The sequence below is a fragment of the Streptomyces sp. NPDC018029 genome (assembly GCF_044327655.1).
GTDB lineage: Bacteria > Actinomycetota > Actinomycetes > Streptomycetales > Streptomycetaceae > Streptomyces.
In genome coordinates, this window is record NZ_JBIRFV010000010.1 from 25,276 (window position 1) to 43,102 (window position 17,827).

Annotated in this window: 15 protein-coding genes; 3 read left to right on the plus strand and 12 right to left on the minus strand. The window is 69.7% G+C overall.

The annotated features are described in order from the left end of the window. Window positions 1–59: 59 nt before the first annotated feature. The 5 genes from ACH4D5_RS28525 to ACH4D5_RS28545 are packed head-to-tail and all read right to left on the minus strand — an operon-like array spanning window position 60 to window position 5,709. Window positions 60–1,211 (minus strand): ABC transporter ATP-binding protein, encoded by a 1,152-nt coding sequence (locus ACH4D5_RS28525; RefSeq protein ID WP_398307871.1) that lies wholly within the window; start codon window positions 1,209–1,211, stop codon window positions 60–62. Then, complete coding sequence (locus ACH4D5_RS28530) at window positions 1,204–2,274, minus strand: ABC transporter ATP-binding protein (protein ID WP_398307873.1); 1,071 nt, start codon at window positions 2,272–2,274, stop codon at window positions 1,204–1,206. The genes ACH4D5_RS28525 and ACH4D5_RS28530 overlap by 8 nt, the downstream gene beginning before the upstream one ends. An 11-nt stretch (window positions 2,275–2,285) precedes the next feature. Further along, entirely contained in the window at window positions 2,286–3,260 is a 975-nt protein-coding gene (locus ACH4D5_RS28535; RefSeq protein ID WP_398307875.1) for an ABC transporter permease, read from the minus strand. Window positions 3,261–3,315: 55 nt separating this feature from the next. Next, window positions 3,316–4,245 (minus strand): ABC transporter permease, encoded by a 930-nt coding sequence (locus ACH4D5_RS28540; RefSeq protein ID WP_398307877.1) that lies wholly within the window; start codon window positions 4,243–4,245, stop codon window positions 3,316–3,318. 57 nt (window positions 4,246–4,302) lie between these two features. Then, a complete protein-coding gene (locus ACH4D5_RS28545; protein ID WP_398307879.1) occupies window positions 4,303–5,709 on the minus strand; it encodes an ABC transporter substrate-binding protein in 1,407 nt (468 codons plus the stop codon). Window positions 5,710–6,296: 587 nt separating this feature from the next. Here ACH4D5_RS28545 and rsgA point away from each other — a divergent pair. Continuing rightward, entirely contained in the window at window positions 6,297–7,400 is a 1,104-nt protein-coding gene (gene rsgA / locus ACH4D5_RS28550) for a ribosome small subunit-dependent GTPase A (RefSeq protein ID WP_398307881.1), read from the plus strand. A 216-nt stretch (window positions 7,401–7,616) separates the two neighbouring features. Here rsgA and ACH4D5_RS28555 read toward each other — a convergent pair whose 3' ends face one another. Then, window positions 7,617–8,363: a phosphotransferase family protein gene (locus ACH4D5_RS28555; protein ID WP_398307883.1), complete on the minus strand. Its 747-nt coding sequence runs from the start codon at window positions 8,361–8,363 to the stop codon at window positions 7,617–7,619. 180 nt (window positions 8,364–8,543) lie between these two features. Between ACH4D5_RS28555 and ACH4D5_RS28560 the strand changes: the two genes are divergently transcribed. Further along, window positions 8,544–10,259 carry a PucR family transcriptional regulator gene (locus ACH4D5_RS28560; protein WP_398307885.1) on the plus strand — a complete coding sequence of 572 codons (1,716 nt, stop codon included), beginning with the start codon at window positions 8,544–8,546 and terminating at the stop codon, window positions 10,257–10,259. Here ACH4D5_RS28560 and menC read toward each other — a convergent pair. From menC to ACH4D5_RS28590, 6 genes are all read right to left on the minus strand, one after another. Then, a complete protein-coding gene (gene menC / locus ACH4D5_RS28565) occupies window positions 10,213–11,349 on the minus strand; it encodes an o-succinylbenzoate synthase (protein WP_398307887.1) in 1,137 nt (378 codons plus the stop codon). The two genes, ACH4D5_RS28560 and menC, sit on opposite strands and share 47 nt — an antisense overlap. Before the next feature lie 31 nt (window positions 11,350–11,380). Beyond that, complete coding sequence (locus ACH4D5_RS28570) at window positions 11,381–12,175, minus strand: GNAT family N-acetyltransferase (protein ID WP_398307889.1); 795 nt, start codon at window positions 12,173–12,175, stop codon at window positions 11,381–11,383. Further along, entirely contained in the window at window positions 12,172–13,263 is a 1,092-nt protein-coding gene (locus ACH4D5_RS28575) for a M20 family metallopeptidase (protein WP_398308449.1), read from the minus strand. Before ACH4D5_RS28575 ends, ACH4D5_RS28570 begins: the two co-directional genes overlap by 4 nt. Before the next feature lie 41 nt (window positions 13,264–13,304). Further along, window positions 13,305–13,454 (minus strand): hypothetical protein, encoded by a 150-nt coding sequence (locus ACH4D5_RS28580; protein WP_398307891.1) that lies wholly within the window; start codon window positions 13,452–13,454, stop codon window positions 13,305–13,307. A gap of 163 nt (window positions 13,455–13,617) precedes the next feature. Continuing rightward, entirely contained in the window at window positions 13,618–14,037 is a 420-nt protein-coding gene (locus ACH4D5_RS28585) for a hypothetical protein (RefSeq protein WP_398307893.1), read from the minus strand. 149 nt (window positions 14,038–14,186) lie between these two features. Next, complete coding sequence (locus ACH4D5_RS28590; RefSeq protein ID WP_398307895.1) at window positions 14,187–15,095, minus strand: DUF5937 family protein; 909 nt, start codon at window positions 15,093–15,095, stop codon at window positions 14,187–14,189. Between the two features lie 369 nt (window positions 15,096–15,464). Between ACH4D5_RS28590 and ACH4D5_RS28595 the strand changes: the two genes are divergently transcribed. After that, window positions 15,465–17,750, plus strand: a complete 2,286-nt coding sequence (locus tag ACH4D5_RS28595) for a LuxR C-terminal-related transcriptional regulator (RefSeq protein WP_398307897.1) — start codon at window positions 15,465–15,467, stop codon at window positions 17,748–17,750. Window positions 17,751–17,827 lie beyond the last annotated feature (77 nt).

A 17,827-nucleotide genomic window follows, 5' to 3' on the forward strand; every position in this document is an offset into this window, starting at 1 on the left:
CTCATGTCCCGCTGCCGTACTAGCTTTTCTCCCCGATTCGACACGGCACGACAGACTCGCTACTCGCCGATGAGTACTGCTTTCTCCTCGGCGAAGTGGCACGCCGATTCGTGTGCGGCCGGGGTGTCCTTGCCGACGAAGCGCTCCGGGATCGCCAGCAGCGGGGTTTCCTTCGCGCACTTGTCCTCCGCCTTCCAGCAGCGGGTGCGGAAGCGGCAGCCCGAGGGCGGGTTGGCGGGGGACGGCACGTCGCCCGTCAAAATGATCCGTTCGCGGCCCTCGCGGGCCTCGGGGTCCGGGACGGGGACCGCGGAGAGCAGGGCCTGGGTGTAGGGGTGGGTGGGGTGTTCGTAGATCTGCTCGTCGGAGCCGATCTCGGCCATCTTGCCGAGATACATCACGCCCACCCGGTCCGAGATGTGCCGGACGATCGACAGGTCGTGCGCGATGAAGAGGTAGGAGAGGTTGAACTCGTCCTGGAGCTTCTCCATCAGGTTGATGACCTGGGCCTGGACGGACACGTCCAGGGCCGAGACCGGCTCGTCGCAGATGATGATCTCGGGGTTGAGGGCCAGGCCGCGGGCGATGCCGATGCGCTGGCGCTGCCCGCCGGAGAACTGGTGCGGATAGCGGTTGATGTACTCCGGGTTCAGGCCCACCACATCCAGCAGGTCCTGGACCTTCTGGCGGCGCGAGCCCTTCGGGGCCACCTCGGGGTGGATCTCGAAGGGCTCCCCGATGATGTCACCCACCGTCATCCGCGGGTTCAGGGAGGTGTAGGGGTCCTGGAACACCATCTGGATGTTGCGGCGGACCGCCTTCAGCGCCCGCCCGGACAGCTTGGTGATGTCCTGGCCCTTGTAGAAGACCTCGCCGGCCGTGGCCCGCTCCAGGGTCATCAAAAGCTTGGCGACCGTGGACTTGCCACACCCCGACTCGCCCACGATGCCCAGCGTCTCGCCCTGGTACAGGTCGAAGGAGATCCCGTCGACCGCCTTGACCGCACCGATCTGCTTCTTGATCAAGATGCCCTGGGTGAGCGGGAAGTGCTTGACCAGGTTGCGGACCTGCAGGATCGGCTCACCGCGCTCCACCGGCGCCTCGATGGCCGCGACGGCCTCCTCGGCGGTGCTCACCTCGACGGTTTCCACCGCGGAGACGTTCGGCGTCTCCTCCTGAGGCCCCTCGGACTTCTTGAGCGGCTCAGCCATGGATCGTCTCCTTCCAGAAGTGGCACGCGCTGCCGCGGCCCGGCAGCTGGGCGCCGTCCTGCTCGGTGACCGGCACCAGCGCCGGGATCTCCGTGCGGCAGATGTCCTGCGCCTTGGGACAGCGCGGGTTGAACGCACACCCCCCGGGGATCTTGAGCAGGTTGGGCGGCAGACCCTTGATCGCGTAGAGCTCCTGGCCCTTCTGGTCCAGGCGCGGGATCGAGTCCAGCAGACCACGGGTGTAGGGGTGCGCGGGACGCTTGTACAGCTCGTGCACCGGCGCCGTCTCCACGATCCGGCCCGCGTACATCACCGCGATCTTGTCCGCCACATCGGCGACCACACCCAGGTCATGGGTGATCAGGATCAGACCCACGTTGTACTCGCGCTGCAACTCCGCCAGCAGGTCCATCACCTGGGCCTGCACCGTCACATCCAGCGCCGTGGTCGGCTCGTCCGCGATGATCAGGTCCGGCTCCAGGGCGAGCGCCATCGCGATCATGATGCGCTGGCGCATACCGCCGGAGAACTGGTGCGGGTAGTCGTTCACCCGCTCCTTGGCCGCCGGGATCTTGACCTTCTCCATCAGCTCGATGGCCTTGGCCTTGGCCTCCTTGCGGCCCATGCCCTCGTGCACCCGGAACATCTCACCGAGCTGATAGCCCACCGAGAGCACCGGATTCAGCGACGACAGCGCGTCCTGGAAGATCATCGCGATCTTCCGGCCGCGGATCTTCCTGCGCTCCTCGCCGGACATCTTCAGCATGTCCTGCCCACGGAAGAGAATCTCCCCCTGCGGGATCCTGCCGGGCGGCATGTCGAGGATGCCCATGATGGCCTGGGCCGTCACCGACTTGCCGGAGCCCGACTCACCGAGGACAGCGAGCGTTTCACCCGCGTCCACGCTGTAGTTGACGCCATTGACGGCCTTGACCACGCCCTCACGGGTGTGGAACTCGACGTGCAGATCACGCAGTTCGAGCAGCCGGGCACTGCCCCCGGCACCGGCACCGGCACCGGCACGCGGCTCCGGAACGCTCATGGTCTTGTCGATGGTCGTCACGTGCGCCTTTCTCAGTGCAGCTTCGGGTCGAGGGCGTCGCGCAGACCGTCACCGACGAAGACGAAGGCGAGCACGGTCAGGACGATCGCGACGCTGGGGAACGCCCAGAGGTGATCGCTGACGCCGATGAACTGCCGGCCGTCGGCGAGGATGTTCCCCCACTCCGGGACGCCCGGGGCGACGCCGATCCCCAGGAAGGAGAGCGAGGCGACGCTGACGATCGCCGTGCCGGTGTTGAAGGCGGCGTAGACGAGGACCGGTGTCATCGAGTTGGGGAGGATGTGCCGCAGCACGATCCGGGTGTGCCCGGCGCCGAGGGCCCGGGCCGCGGCGACGTAGTCCGCCTCTCGTACGGAGAGCATCGAACTGCGCAGCAGGCGGGCCACCGTCGCCCACGAGAACAGGGCCAGCGCGGCGATGACCGGCCAGACACCCTGCCCCGTCACCAGGATGATCGCGATGGCGCCGACGAGCAGCGGGAAGGCCAGGAACACATCCGCGGTCCGCATGATCACCGCGTCGACCCACTTGCCCGCATACCCCGCGAGCGCACCGAGCGTGACGCCGATCGCGCAGGTCAGCACGATGGAGGCCAGCCCGATCAGCAGGGCGAGGCGGGTGCCCGCGATCAGCCGGGAGAGCAGGTCACGGCCAAGGCCGTCCGTGCCGAACCAGTGTTCGCCGGACGGCCCCTCCATGGTGTGGTCGAGGTCCTGCGTGGACGGGTCGTGGGGTGCGAGCAAGGGGCCCACGGCGGCGGTCAGCACCAGGCCCACCACGATGACGAGGCCGACCACGGCGAGCCGGTTCTGCAGGAACCGGGCGCGCACGACCCGCCAGTAGGTGGTCTGCGGAAGCCCCGCGGCTCCGGCGTCGTCCCCCTCCCCCGCGTCGGCGCCCGCCCGCGGCGGGGTCTCCTCGGTTGCCGGGGCCGCCGCTGACGGCCTGTCGGGCAGGACCACCGGCCCCTTGGTCAGTTCGCTCATGGAGGTTCCTTCGTCGGGGCCGGAGTCACGGTCGGGCCGGCGGAAGTTCAGGCGGTCAGCTTTCCCGGATGCGTGGGTCCAGGGCCGCGCACAAGAGGTCCACCAACAGGCTCAGGAAGACGAAGACAGCGACCCCATACGTCACCACGCCCAGGACGATCGGGTTGTTCTGCTGACGGACCGCGTTGACCAGCGCGAGTCCGACCCCGTCCCAGTTGAAGATCGCCTCGGCGATCAGGGCGCCGCCCATCAGCAGGCCGAGGGAGATGCCGAGATAGGTGACGACGGGGATGATGCTGTTCCGCAGCACGTGCTTGACCAGCACCGTTCTGCGCGGCAGCCCCTTGGCGACGGCCGTCTTGATGTAGTCCGCCTGGAGCACTTCCAGCATCGTCCCGCGCATCAGCCGGGCCACGAGCGCCGCGTCGACGATGGCCAGTGTCACCGCGGGCAGCGCCAGGGACTTGATGGTGCCGTCGCTCAGGAGCGGGAACCAGCCCAGCTCGACGACGAAGAACTTCTGCAGCAGGAACCCGACCACGAAGGTGGGGAAGCCGATGGTCAGCGTGGAGACGAAGGTCGCCGAGACGTCCCAGACGCTGTACTTGCGCAGGGCCGCCAGCACGCCGACGGGAACTCCGACGGCGATATTGATGACGATGGCGGCCAGTGCGAGCTGTGCGGTGTTCACCAGCTTCGGCGCGAGGATCTCGCTGACTTCGCGTCGCTGCACGTAGTCCTCGCCGAGGTCGCCGGAGAGCAGCCTGCTGACGTAGTTGAAGTACTGCTCGTAGTACGGCTTGCCCAGGCCGTAGCGCTCCTGCAACTGGGCCACGACCACCGGATCATGGGCATTCTCACCACCGCCGGCCAGCGAGCCGACCGGGTCGCCCGGGAGCACGAAGAGGCAAATGAAGAGAACGACGGTCGCTCCTATGAGGACGATCAGCATCTGCCCGAAACGACGGGCAACAAAGCGCCCCATAAAGTGTCCTCTCCCCTGTGCCGCTTCTTCACTTCACCTCTCGTGCTCCCCCGTGCGCTACTTCAGTGAAAGCCCCTCGAGTATCGGCGACTCTCCGAAGGAAAGGACATCGAGCCCGTTGAACTTGTCCTTCGCCGCCAGCCTGTACTCGGACCGGTGGAAGGTGGGGATGAGAGCCATGTCGTCCATGGCCACCTTCTCGGCCTGCTTGTAGAGGCGTATCCGCTTCTTCTCGTCCTTCGTGGCGCGCGCCTTGTCGACGAGTTTGTCGAATTTCAGATTGCTGTAGCGGCTGCGGTTGTCGCCCATGACCTCACCGCTCTTGTCCTTGGCGATGGAACCGGAGTGCAGGAGCGGGTACAGGTAGTTGTCGGGCGTGGGGTAGTCGGCGCCCCACGAGTACCGGAACAGTCCCGTGGCGTCCGCGCTCTGTTCGGCCTCGAGCCCTTCCCTGAAGGATTTGCCCCGGAGCTTCACCTTGAGCCCGAGCGTGTCCTCGAGCTGCTTGCCCACGGCCTGGATCCACTGGTCGTGTCCGACGCCCGTGTTGAACACGAGGGACAGCTCGGTACCCGGCTTGAGACCCGCCGCCTTCGCGTGCTCCTTGGCCTTCTTGGCGTCGGGCTTCAGGCAGGAGGCACAGAGCCCGTCCTGGTACGACTTGGGCAGCGCGGGCGGAATGATCGAGGACGCCGGCCGCTGGTAACCCTTGTAGAGCCCCTTGGTGATGGCCTGGCGGTCGATGGCGTACGAGATCGCGAGGCGGGCGTCACGGCTCTTGAGCGGCCCCTGATCGGTGATCGGCAGCAGATAGTTCATGCCGTTGACATCCTGCGTCACCCACTTGCCCGCGGGCTTGAACTTGGCCTCGGCAGCCCTCAGTTGGCCCGGCGGGACGTGTGCGTAGTCGAAGAGGCCGGTCTGGAATCCCTGGTACTCGAGGTCGAACATGCTCTGATCGTTGAGCAGGGTGATGTCCACCCGGCCGATCTTGGCCTTCTCGAGGCCGTAGCCGTCGTTGCGTACCAGCGAGATCTTCTTGTTGTGGTCCCACTTGCCCGCCATCTTGAACGGGCCGTTCCCGATCGGCTCATCGGCGAATTTCTTGTTCTCGCCGGTTCCGGCCGCCTTGGGGATCGGGCTGAACACCGTGTGCGCGGTCTTCTTGTCGAACTCGCAGTCGCTCGCGGCGAGTTTGACCCGCAGCGAAGTGGCATCGGGCGCGGACAGCCCGCTGAGCTCCTTCGCCTTTCCGCTGCGCACCTTCTCGTATCCGACGATCCCGTCGAGGTGGTACGACACGTCGGAGGCCAGCTCCGGGTTCACCGAACGGTTCCAGCCGCGCACGAAGGCCGCCGCGTCCACGGGCTCACCATTGGTGAACTTCGTGCCGCTCTTGACCGAGAACTTCCACTGCGTGCAGTCGTCGTTGGTCGTGGCCGCCGTGGCGAGCCGAGGCTCCATCTCACCCTTGTGATTCACGCGGTACAGACCGGTGAACACCACCTCGGAGACAATCAGTCCCGTGGTCTCCGACGCGAGCCCCGGGTCGATCGAGACCGGTTCGGTCAGACCGAATCGGAAGGTTCCGCCATCGGCAGATCCCTGGCTCTGGCTTTCTCCGCCACAAGCCGTCGCCGCCATGGCGAGGGCCGCGACCCCCGCGGCCCATCTGATTCTCCCGACACCACGCATGAAGTTGCCTGCCTCCTTCGATTTTCCCACCCTGGCGCCCAACTATTGGAGGAAGCCGGGCTTCTGGGGCACCCGGAACCACGTCACGTTTCCATTACGCAGCACGGCGGCATGTTCCGTATCGGGAGCAATCGGAAGGGAAGTCCATGTCACGGAAACGTAAGGGTAATTGGCGGCGGCCCCATGCGCACGATGCGTTGCTGTCTGTTCCGGCTCAGTGTTGAACTCCCCTCAACGCAGGGACTTAGCCCGGCATAAGCGGAGTGATTACAGGTGTGGCACGGCAGTTGTTCTGTTGGCATCGACCGGCCCCGTCGGTAGGCTCCGACCACGCGGCTTCTCGAAGGGCTAATCCGTTGACAGAACTTGCTGCTTCTCATCCACTCGCCGACTCCCATCCACTCGCGGAGTACGGCTGGAACGACAGGGTCGAAGCAGATTTCGCCCCCTACGCGCCCAAGGGGCTGCTGCCCGGGCGCGTCGTCCGCGTGGACCGCGGCCGCTGCGAGGTGGTGACGCTCGCCGCGGACGGCTCCTCGGTCCTGACCCTGGACGCCGACCCGGCACCCGTCGCCTCACGTGACCCCATGTGGGCCGTCTGCGCCGGTGACTGGGTGGCCCTGGACCCCGAGGCCGACCCGGCCGCCGTGCGGGTCCTGCTGCCTCGCCGTACCGCGTTCGTGCGGTCCACCTCGTCCAAGCGGTCCGAAGGCCAGGTCCTCGCGACCAACATCGACTACGCGGTGATCGCCATCTCACTCGCCGTGGAACTGGAGTTGGAGAGGGTCGAACGCTTCCTCGCCCTCGCATGGGAGTGCGGGGCACAGCCCATGGTCGTGATGACCAAGTCCGATCTGATCCACGAACCGGAGACGCTGCGCTTCCTGTCGGAGGACATCCGCGATGCCGCTCCCGACGTGCCGGTCCTCGCCGTCAGCGCACGGACCGGTGCGGGCCTGGACGAACTGGCGGCCCGGCTGTCCGACGGCACGTCGGTGCTGCTCGGCCAGTCCGGCGCGGGCAAGTCCACCCTCGCCAATGTGCTCGTCGGCCAGGATCTCCAGGAGGTCAAGGCCGCGCGGGACAGCGACGGAAAGGGCAGGCACACCACGACCCGTCGCGATCTGCTCGTACTCCCCGGGGGCGGCACCCTGATCGACACCCCCGGCCTGCGCGGCGTCGGCCTGTGGGACGCCGCGCACGGCCTCTCCTTGCTCTTCTCGGACGTCGAGGACCTGGCGGATTCCTGCCGCTTCCACGACTGCTCACACACCGCGGAACCGCGCTGCGCCGTCCTGGCGGCGGTGGCGGACGGCGAGCTCTCCCAGCGGCGTCTGGAGAGTTACCGCAAGCTCACGAACGAGAACGAGTGGATCGCGGAGCGCATCGACGCGCGCCAGCGCGAGGAGGTGCGCCGGAACTGGAAACGGGGCGCGAAGCGCGGTGCGGTGCGCGACTGAACGGGCGCTCCGCCGGAACGCCGGGGCGGGGCACGCCGGGCGGGGCACGCCGGGGCGGGCCGGGGCAGCCCGACAACAGCTCACCTCAACGATTCCTCATCGCCCTGACCGGCACAGTGAGGTTGGATCGCTGATCGGACGCATGGACCGGCCGCGCCTACGGGTGCGTGTCCGTGATGCAAAGACAGCTGCTGAGGGCCGGTTGCCTGTGCGGTCTCACATCCGGGACTTGAGCACGTCGACCTCACAGCCCGGCGCGGTCGGGTCGAAGCCGTGCTCGGCCAGCCAGCGAACCGCCAGCAGGCTGCGCAACGACCACCACGCGCGGACCACTTCGACGTCGACGTCGGTGCCGTAGCCGGCGATGACGTCGCCGAGGCGTTCCTCCTGTCCGAGCGTGAAGGTGGCGAGGTCGTACAGAGCGTCGCCCTGGCCCGCTTCGGACCAGTCGATGATGCCCGTGATCTCGTCTCCGTCGACGAATACGTGAGCGATCTGGAGGTCGCCGTGCGTGAACGCCGGAGTCCACGGCCGGAGCGCGGCCTCGGCGATCCTGCGGTTGCGGGTGACCAGGTCGGCGGGCAGGACGCCGTTCGTCACGAGCCACTCGCACTCGCCGTCGAGTTCCGCCGTCAGCTCGTCACGGCTCCGGCCGGCCCGGCCGGGCCAGGGAGGCAAGGGTGCGTCGTGCACCTTCCTGATGGCGGCGCCCGCCGCGGACCATGCCGTCGGCGACGCGGTCGACGGCTCGCCGAGGCGGCCGAGCGTCGTCCCCCGGAGCGCGGCGATCGCGAGTACGGGCGGCTTGCGCCACAGGACCTCCGGGGTCGGGACCGGTGCCAGCGCCATCGCCTCGACCTCGACGTCGATGCGCGCCTGATCGGCGTCCACCTTCAGGAACACGTCGCCGACGCGCAGGGTCGCGCGTTCGGAATGGGCGACGACGACGTTGACCTCATCCATGGGCGAGCAGTATTCCGGACCGGCTTCTTCAGGGCGATGTCACCTCCCCCAGGGCTGTGCCGTCCGTCTGGCTCGGGCCGTCGCACTGGTATGAGCCGACGATCCCCCATCCCTGGACTTGTTCGCCTGTACGAACGCGGGTGATGGTCGGCCTCTTAGCCTGAGGTGGTGATCAGTGACATGCCGTTGAACCCTCGCACCAGTCTTGTCCGTGTGATGGAGGACTTCAGCCCTGCCTTGCTCGACCTCGTGCACGGAAGTCCTGAGCCGACCGATGAGGTGGGCGGCGTCGTCATCCACGACCCGGGGGACGAGGTCACGTACCCGCCGCGCGCCATCGTGTTGGGCGTCGGGGTCTACGGGACGGAGGAGATCACCCGGCTCCTGCGGGAGCTGGGCCTGCACGGCGCGGCTGCCCTGGTGGTGCGCGGTCCGGTGGAGCGCGACGAGGCGCTGGCAGCCGCGGCGGCAGCCTCTGGTGTGGTACTGATCAGCTTGACGCAGGGCGCGTCTTGGTCGCAGCTGACGGAGCTCCTGCGGACGCTGCTCACCGAGGGGGACATCGGGGACCCGGGCGTGGAGTCGCTGGGAGGGGTTCCTTCCGGTGATCTGTTCGCGCTGGCCAATGCCGTCGCGACACTGCTGGACGCACCGATCACGATCGAGGACCGCCGTCAGCGCATCCTGGCCTTCTCCGGCCGTCAGGACGAGGCGGACCAGGCGCGCGTCGCCACGATCCTGGCCCGCCGGGTGCCCGACGGATACCTGCGGATCCTGGAGAGCCGGGGAGTCTTCAGCGAGCTGTACCGCAGTGACCGCCCTGTGCACATCGCCCCGGCCACGATCGAGGAGGGGGAGACCGCCCTGCCACGGGTGGCCGTCGCGGTGCGCGCCGGCGACGAGTTCCTGGGGTCGGTGTGGGCCGCGGTCGAGGAGCCGTTGACCCCCGATCGCGAGCAGGCGTTCCAGGACGCCGCCAAGCTCGTCGCGCTGCACCTGCTGCGCCACCGGGCGGGCGCCGACGCGCAGAACCGGCTGCGGGCCGATCTCGTGAGCACGGTCCTGGAGGGCGGCATGGGCGCGGCCGATGCCCTGGACCGGCTGGGGCTCGTGGAGGAGCCCACGGTGGTGATGGCCATGGGTCTCAGAGGGCAGCGGGGCGACCATGCGCACCTCGCTGCCGAACGGCAGCGGCTGACCAGTGCCCTGGGCATCCACCTCAATGCCGTGCAGCCCAGGTCGGCTCTCGCGCTGCTGGGCGACGTGGCCTATGCCATCGTGCCGGTGCCGGCAGACCCGGAGGCCGGTCAGGAGCGGGCGGTGCAGATCGCCGCCAATTTCGTGGAGCGGGCCGGCAAACGCTCCCAGGTGGTGATCGGCATCGGGTCGGTGGCCACCGACCCGTCGGCCCTCAGCCGGTCGAGGACGCGGGCGGACCGGGCTCTGCGGGTGCTGATGAGCGGCCCCGGCGACCGGAACGACCAGAGCGGCCAGAGCGCCCAGCACAGTCGGCACGGCCAAAGCGACCAGCCCGACGAGAGCGGCCGGAGCCGCAGACGCGTGGCCTCGATCGGCGACGTGTACATCGACGCGCTGCTGCTGGATCTGCGGGACATGGCCGCGGTGCAGGGGGACGAGCTGCTCGGGCCGGTGGCCCGGCTCGTGGAGTACGACGCCCGCCATCGCTCGCACCTGGTCGAGACGCTCCGCGCGTGGCTGGACGCCTTCGGCGACGTCGTCGCCGCGTCGGCGAGCGTGTTCGTCCACCCCAACACCTTCCGCTACCGCATCCGGCGGGCCGCCGAGGTGGCGCGGGTCGATCTGCGGGATCCCGCGACGCGCTTCGCCCTCATGCTCCGACTGCGGTTGATGCGCCCCTCGGACGTCCAGGGGTGATCCACTCCTTGGCCGTGGTCACCCGCTCCAGGATCTCGCTGACCGGATCGACGCCGAGTCCCGGCGCGGTGGGGATATCGAGGTGGCCTTCGGCGAGCTCGAAGGGCTCGGTGACGTCCGTGGCGAAGTAGCGGCTCGAGCCGGAGGTGTCGCCGGGCAGGGTGAAGCCGGGCAGCGCGGCCAGGGCGACGTTCGCCGCGCGGCCGAGGCCGGTCTCCAGCATGCCGCCGCACCACACCGGGACGCCGTGGGCCACGCACAGGTCGTGGATGGCCTTGGCCTCCAGATAGCCGCCGACGCGGCCCGGCTTGATGTTGATGATCGACGCGGCTCCGAGGGTGAGGGCCGCGGCGGCGTCCTCGGCGGATTCGATCGACTCGTCCAGACAGACGGGCGTGCGCAGCTGCTTGGCGAGCGCGGCGTGCTGGACCAGGTCGTCGTCGGCCAGTGGCTGCTCGATGAGGAGGAGGTCGAAGGCGTCGAGCTTGGCGAGATGGCGGGCGTCGGCCAGGGTGTAGGCGGCGTTCGCGTCTACTTGGAGGAGCAGGTCGTCGCCGAACCGCTCCCGCACCGCGCGGACCGCGTCGATGTCCCAGCCCGGTTCGATCTTGAGCTTGATGCGGACGTAGCCCTCATCGATGAACCCGGCCACGGCGTCGAGGAGTTCGGGGACCGAATCCATGATGCCGACCGAGACGCCGCACGGTACGCGCTCGCGCTCGGCGCCGAGGAACGAGCCGAACGACTGGCCCGAGGCGCGCAGTTGGGCATCCAGGACAGCCGTCTCCAGTGCCGCCTTGGCCATCTTGTGGCCCTTGAACGGCTTCATGGCGCGCTTGACCGCGTGGGCGTCCGCGTCGGCGGGCAGCGCGGGGATGAGGAAGCGGCGCAGCACGTCGGCCGCGCCGTCGACGTACTCGGAGCAGTAGCGGGGCTCGGACATCGCCACGCACTCGCCCCACCCCTCGCTGTCGGGCGTGACTACGCGCACGAGGAGGACGTCGCGGGCGGTCTCGACGCCGAAGGAGGTCCGGAACGGTGCCCGCAGGGGCATCGCGATCCGGCGCAGTTCGATTCCATTGATCTTCATGATGCTTGGGCTCCTGGGGAGGATTCAGGGGTCACGCGGGACGGGGGCGGGCGCGTTCGACAACGTAGGAAGTCCGGTCGTGGAAGCCGGTGACGCGGGCGCCTTCGGCGAGCAGGCCGCCGAGCACCTCACGCATCGCGAGCCGCCACGCCTTGGCCGCGCCGGGGTCGGTGCGGCGCAGCCCTTCGATGTCCGGCGGGACCTCGACCAGCAGGGTCGCGGCGTCGCGACGGCCGATGACGGGCAGGTCGTCCCGTACCGCCAGCGCTGTCACGGCATCGTCGGGGACCTGCACGGAAGCGCGGCGGTGCGATGCCGCGGCGGCGACCACCGCGGGATGGTTCAGCTCCCAGGAGATGAGCGCCCGGTCGGTGTCGTCACCGCCGTTGATCGCGTCGTCCATCTCCCCGTAGAAGCTGGTCAGGTACTCCACCGGGAGCCCGCCGAGCTTGACCAGGTTGAAGTGGGCGTTGCGCCGCACCAACGGATCGTAGGTCCACGTGATCCGCCGCAGCCCGCGCGCCAGCGCCCACTCGCGCTGGTGCAGCTTGAGGGCCAGGCCCGCCCGGTGGCCGGGCAGCGCACCGGTGACGTGCGAGTGCAGGGCCTCCCCGGCGGGAGCTGCGAAGAAGGCGACGGACGCGCCGACCAGCCGGCCGTCGGCGAAGGCTCCGGCAACATAGTTGCCCGCGTGGGAGAGCGCCCGCATCTGCTCGACCCCCATGGGCGAGCTGCCGGGGGCACTCCCCCAGATCTCCTCGAACAGCGTGTTGACACGCTCCAGTTCCCGCAGTTCGTGCAGCTCCCGTACATCGAGGGCGCTCACCGGGTGACCTCCTCGACAAGGGCGGCCAGGAGCCGGGCGCGGGGGGCCAGCTCGGCGACGACCACGTGCTCGTCGTCGGCGTGTGCCCCGCCCCCGACGGCACCGAGGCCGTCCAGAGTGGGGCAGCCGAGTCCGGCCGTGAAGTTCCCGTCGGACGCGCCGCCGACCGCCGCCGAGGACAACTGCCCGAGGCCCAGCCGCTGAGCGAGCAGGCCGGCCCGTGCGAACAGGTCGGCGGAGGACGCTTCCTCCAGCGGCGGCCGGTTGGGTCCGCCGCGGACCTCCACCCGCGCTCCGGGCACCGTGCTCTTCATGCCGCGTATCGCGCTGTCGACCCACTCCTGAGCCGTGAGGGAGGGGACGCGGACGTCCACGCTGACCGTGGCTTCGGCCGGCACCGTGTTGGTTGCCGACCCGGCCTTGACCACCGTGGGGACCACGGTGGTGCGCCAGCCGTCGCGGGCACCGGTGTTCGCCTCCTCGGCCAGTCCGGCCAGGGCGAGGATCAGATGCGCGGCCTCCACCGCCGCGTTGACGCCCTTGTCCGGCTCAAGACCGGAGTGGGCCGCCCTGCCGCGTACGAGCAACTCGTACGCGGAGGTGCCCTTGCGCGCGGTCTTCAACGCACCGCCGTCCGCCGACGCCTCCAGGACGAAGGTCGCCGCACACTGCCGTGCCACCTCCTCGATCAGCGCCCGCGAGGTGTCCGAGCCGACTTCCTCGTCCCCGGTCACCAGGACGCAGACGCCGTCCAGGGAGGGCAGCGAGCCCAGGGCATGGAACAGCTGCACCAGACCGGCCTTCATGTCGAAGACCCCCGGCCCGCGCGCGATGCCGTCGGCCACCGACCACGGATGCGTGGCCAGCGAGCCGATCGGCCACACCGTGTCGTGGTGTCCCAGGAGCAGCACGCGGGGGGTGCCGAATGTCCACCGCAGATGCGTGACGCCGTCGATGACGAGGCGTTCCGGCGAGGCGCCGAGATGGCGTGCCCCCTGGGCGGCCACGACGTCCGCGCTGCGCGCCACGGCGTCCAGGTCGGCGGAGAACGACTCGCACACCACCAGTTCCTCGAGGTCCGCGAGCATCGCGGGCAGCTGGAGCGCCGGCCGTCCCGGCGGCGCGCCGCTCATCGGGCACCGCTCCACTTGCCCGGCTTGCCCGGCTGCTCACGGAAGAACGCCGCCCAGCGGTGCGGGGTCCGCCGCTCCCCCGCCGGCATGAGCAGATCATCGTGCGTGTCGGCGACGACTGCGCGCCCGTACAGATCTTCGGTCATCTTCGGCTCCTCCTCGGATACATGCCTGTGACGCTAGGCGAGAGCGAGGAGCTGAAGTTCGTCGCGAAGCCCCGATTTCGTCGAAGTCCTCCGTATCGCTGAACGACTCCGCGATTCCGCGGCTCCGCGACCCCACTTCGGTGTCACGTGCAGCGGAGGACCGTCAGCAAGGGCGGATGAACCATGCGTCCGACCAGTTGCCCCACCCCTTCTTGTTGTTCGGCGGTATCTCGGGCCACACGAGCTTCTTGTCCTTGTTGAGCACCTTGGCGTACGCACCGTCCTGGTTGTTGATGTAGGCGCCCACGCCCTCCCAATTGCTCAGCGCGTAGGTTCCGCACTGCCAGAACACGTGGATCTTCCAGCTCTTCTTCACCGGGTCCCACGTCTCGGTGCAGAAGCGGCCCTTCGGACAGGAGCTCAGCCCGTCCGTCGTGTGGAAGACCTTCTCGGGTGCGGGCGTGACCGTGGGCGATACCGCCTGCGGCGACACCGGGGCCGCCTGGGCCTGGGTGGCGGCCAGGGCTCCCGTCAGCGAGGCGAGGGCGGCGGCCGTCGCCAGAACAGATCTCTTGACCAGCATGGGCTTGCACTCCTCGATTGCGGTCGGTGGCTGCGCTCGGCGTGGTTCGTGTCTTCCTTGCACAGCTCTTCCTTGCACAGCCTGGGCGGCCCGGGAATCGGAGCGCATGTGCTTTTGGCTCCAGCCAAAACGTCGGGCAGGTGCCGGCGTCAGGACCTGCCGAGGAGCTGATGGCCCAACGGGGTCGCGGTGTGCAGGACGCGTTTGCCGTCACGTCGGGACGCGACGAGTCCGCCTTCCCGCAGCACGGCGAGCTGCTGGCTGACGCTCGGCAGGGACACCCCTGTCGCATGGGCGAGTTCGGAGGTGGTGGGGCAGGCGAGCACAGCGGCCTCGTACAGGAGCGCGGCGCGGGTGGGCCCCAGCAGGCGGGCCAGCGACGCCAGGGAGGCGGCGGACGACGCCGGGGAGGCGCCGGACGATGGCGGTGTCTTGTCGACCGGGTAGATGAGCACGGGCCGCAGTTCGCTGTCGGCCAGCGTGATGGGGCGCCGCCAGCAGAAGTACGACGGGACCAGCAGCAGGCCCCGGCCCTGGAGATGCAGGTCGTAGTCGACCGGATAGTCGACCGTCAGCACGGGCGGCTCCCACACCGCCATCGGCCGCAGAGTGTTCAACAGCGCCCGCGTCCCACCGTCCACGAGGGCGCGGGTGCGCAGCGCCCGGTCCGTCGCCGTGGCCGCGTCGATGTGCCGCCACACCGGCTTGATGAACTCCCGGTGGTACGTACGGAGGTTCGCGCCCAACACGGCCAGCGCAGCCGTGTCGCCGCGCGCCAACTCCGCGCCCGCCCACGGCCGTCCGCCGCTCGCCGACAGCAGGGCCAGCTCGTGGCGCAGTCGGCTTTTCGGTGTCGCGAGCACCCGGTCGATGCCTTCCCGCAACTCCGGGGGGCCGCCTTCGACGGGCGGGGTGAGGAAGTCGGGGAAGTACGCCGCGCGTGGGACCAGAGTGGACAGTGCCGACGCCGCCCCTCGGGCCTCCTCGCCCCGTCGGACCAGGCCGCCGACCATCCGCCGCCACGGCGCGAAGGCGAGGGCACCCTCACGGGTCTGCAAGCGGCACAAGCTGCACACGATCTCCCACAGCGGGTCCGGTCGCCGGGCGAGCCTCACGTTCTCCACATCACTGCCAGTGAAATGGATGCGCAGCATGGCTCCCCCGTCGGCCTTCGATGCCCGACCAACACTGTGTCACGCACGAGATCCCGGACGAGGGCCAATCTCGGTCAGGCACAATGCACTTGCTCACTGGGGAGCCCCGTAAGGTTCGTGCGGGAATGACGCGCCAACCCATAGAATTCAAGAACAAACCAACTGTGCGGTTTTGACGCCAGATTCTTTTTCAAGATCGACGGGGGCGGCAGAAATGATCACTGCACGGCGGAGCGCGTCCGAGAGCCATGCGCGCGGAACCAGGGACTGCCCATGAACGCACATGTGGCGGCATGGGGCGGAAAGCCGCCGGACCTGCGGTCCGGACATGCGTCGCGGTCCTCGGCATCGGCTCGCACTCCCCTGGTCGGACGCCGCCTCGACCTCCTCGACCTCTCCGTGCGGCTCAAGCGGCCCACGGCCCGGTTGATCACCCTCGTCGGGCCCGGCGGCGTCGGCAAGACACGGCTCGCCGAGGCCGCGGTGGCGCACGCGGCGGTGCCCGTCCTGCGGCACGTGGACGCCCACGAGATCGAGACCCCTCAGGCGCTGGCCGAGGCCATGGACGTACCACCGCCGTCGGCCGAGTCCTGGCTGGTCCTCGACGGCTTCGAGCTCTCGGGGTACCCCGCGTCAGCCATGGTCGATGCGCTCCTCGACGAACGGCCCCTGCTGCGGATCCTCGCCACCGGCCGCAGGCCGCTGCACGCCCACGGCGAGCAGGTGGTCCCCGTGCGGCCGCTGTCCGCGCCTCCGCCTCCCTACCATCAGGACGTCTCGGAGCTCCAGGAACACCCCGCGGTGACGCTCTTCGTCGACCGGGCCAGGAGAATCATTCCCTCCTTCGCCCTGACCGAGGACAACGCCCGGACCGTCGCCGAGATCTGCGCCCGCCTCGACGGTATTCCCCTCGCCGTCGAACTCGCCGCGAACCGGCTGCGGTTGTTCGACCTCGACGTCCTTCTGACCCGGCTGCGGGACGGCAGGCCGGTCCTCGGGGGCAGCCACCCGGCGCGCTTGCCCCGGCACCGCTCCATCAGCGCGATCTCGGAGCGCAGCTACGACCGGCTCGACGAGCACCAGCTCGCTCTCCTCACCCGGCTGTCGGTGGCCGTCGGCGGCATGAGCCTCACCACCGTCGGCGAGCTCTGGGGCCTGCCCGCCGACAGGGCCGAGGAGACCGTCGAGGCCCTGGCCGCCCACGCGTTGCTGCGCGTACACACCTCGGACGCGGAGACCCGGTGCTCGATGTACCACATCGTCCGGGAGTCCGGCCTGGAGCGGCTCGAAGCGGCCGGCACCCTGGACCAGGTCCGCGATCAGCACGCCGAGCACTTCCTCGCGCTGGCGCTGCGGGCCGAACCGCACTTGGCCGGGCCCCGGCAGCACGCATGGCTCGACCGGCTGGCGACGGACCACGACAACGTCCGGGCCGCCCTCTCCCATCTCACCGCGCGGGGGCGGCGGCACGACACCGCCCTGGCCGCGCTGGCCCTGCGCCGCTACTGGCTGACGCGCGGTCACCTCGCCACCGGTGAGCGGTGGTTGGCGGACGCGTCGGCCGTATTCCTCACCCGCGCCGGGCAACGGCACCTCACCGCGCGGGCCGAGGCGGCACGCGGCGCGCTTGCCCTGGCCGCCGGGGACAGCCATCTCGCGGCGGACTGTTTCCAGCGAGCCGCCATCGCCCACGCGGAGTGCGGGCAGCGCCACCAGGAGCTGACCGCCCGCACCCAACTCGCCGCCGCACGGCCCGACATGGCGTCCGCCGACTCCCGCGCTCTGGCGGAGCACGTCCTCACGGCCGCGCGGACGTCCCCGGCGCCGGAAGAGGTCGGGGAGGCGGCACTCGCACTCGCCGCGCGGGCCCGCCACACCGACTCCAAGCTGGCCTCGGAGCTGCTCGACGCGGCGGAGACCGTGTACGCGCGGGCGCAGGACGTACGCGGCCAAGGCCTCGTGCTGGTCCGGCGCGCCGATGTGAGCGTCGCGCGCGGCGATCAGGAGCGGGCGGAGAGCCTGCTCCACGAAGGCCTGCTCCGGCTCCAGGCCGTCGGGGAGCGCACCATGCTGCCCCCGGCCCTGGAAGCCCGCGCCTATCTGCTGTGGCAGCGCCTGCCGGAGCAGGGCGAGCGGATCGCGAGGATACTCGCCGCCTCGACGGCCATCCGGGAGGCGACCGGAGCGAATCCGCTCCCTGCCTCGGCCGTGCCCGCCACCGCCGTGCGGGAGTTGCGCGCGTTCTGCTCGGGTCCGGAGTACGAGGCGGTACGGCGCGAGGGGCGGGCGCTGACTCCGCGGGCCGCGGCCCAGGAGGCGCTGGCCGCGCCGCTGCCCACCGGGCCCGCGCCGGCCGCGACGCCCGAATCCGCGCGCCTCTCGGCCCGCCAGTACGAGGTGGCCCTCCTCGTCAGCAACGGATTGACCAACCGGCAGATCGCGGCCCGGCTCAAGCTGTCGGAGTGGACCGTGGTGAATCACGTACGGCACATCATGCGCCGTCTCGACGTGCCGTCCCGCGTCCACATCGCCCAGTGGGTGGCGCAGCAGACGCGGTAGCGGCCGGGAGGCGGCCGACGCCAGGGCCTCGATGCGCCCGTGGCCGAGGCCGCCTTCCGGTGTGCCGTACGGCCGAC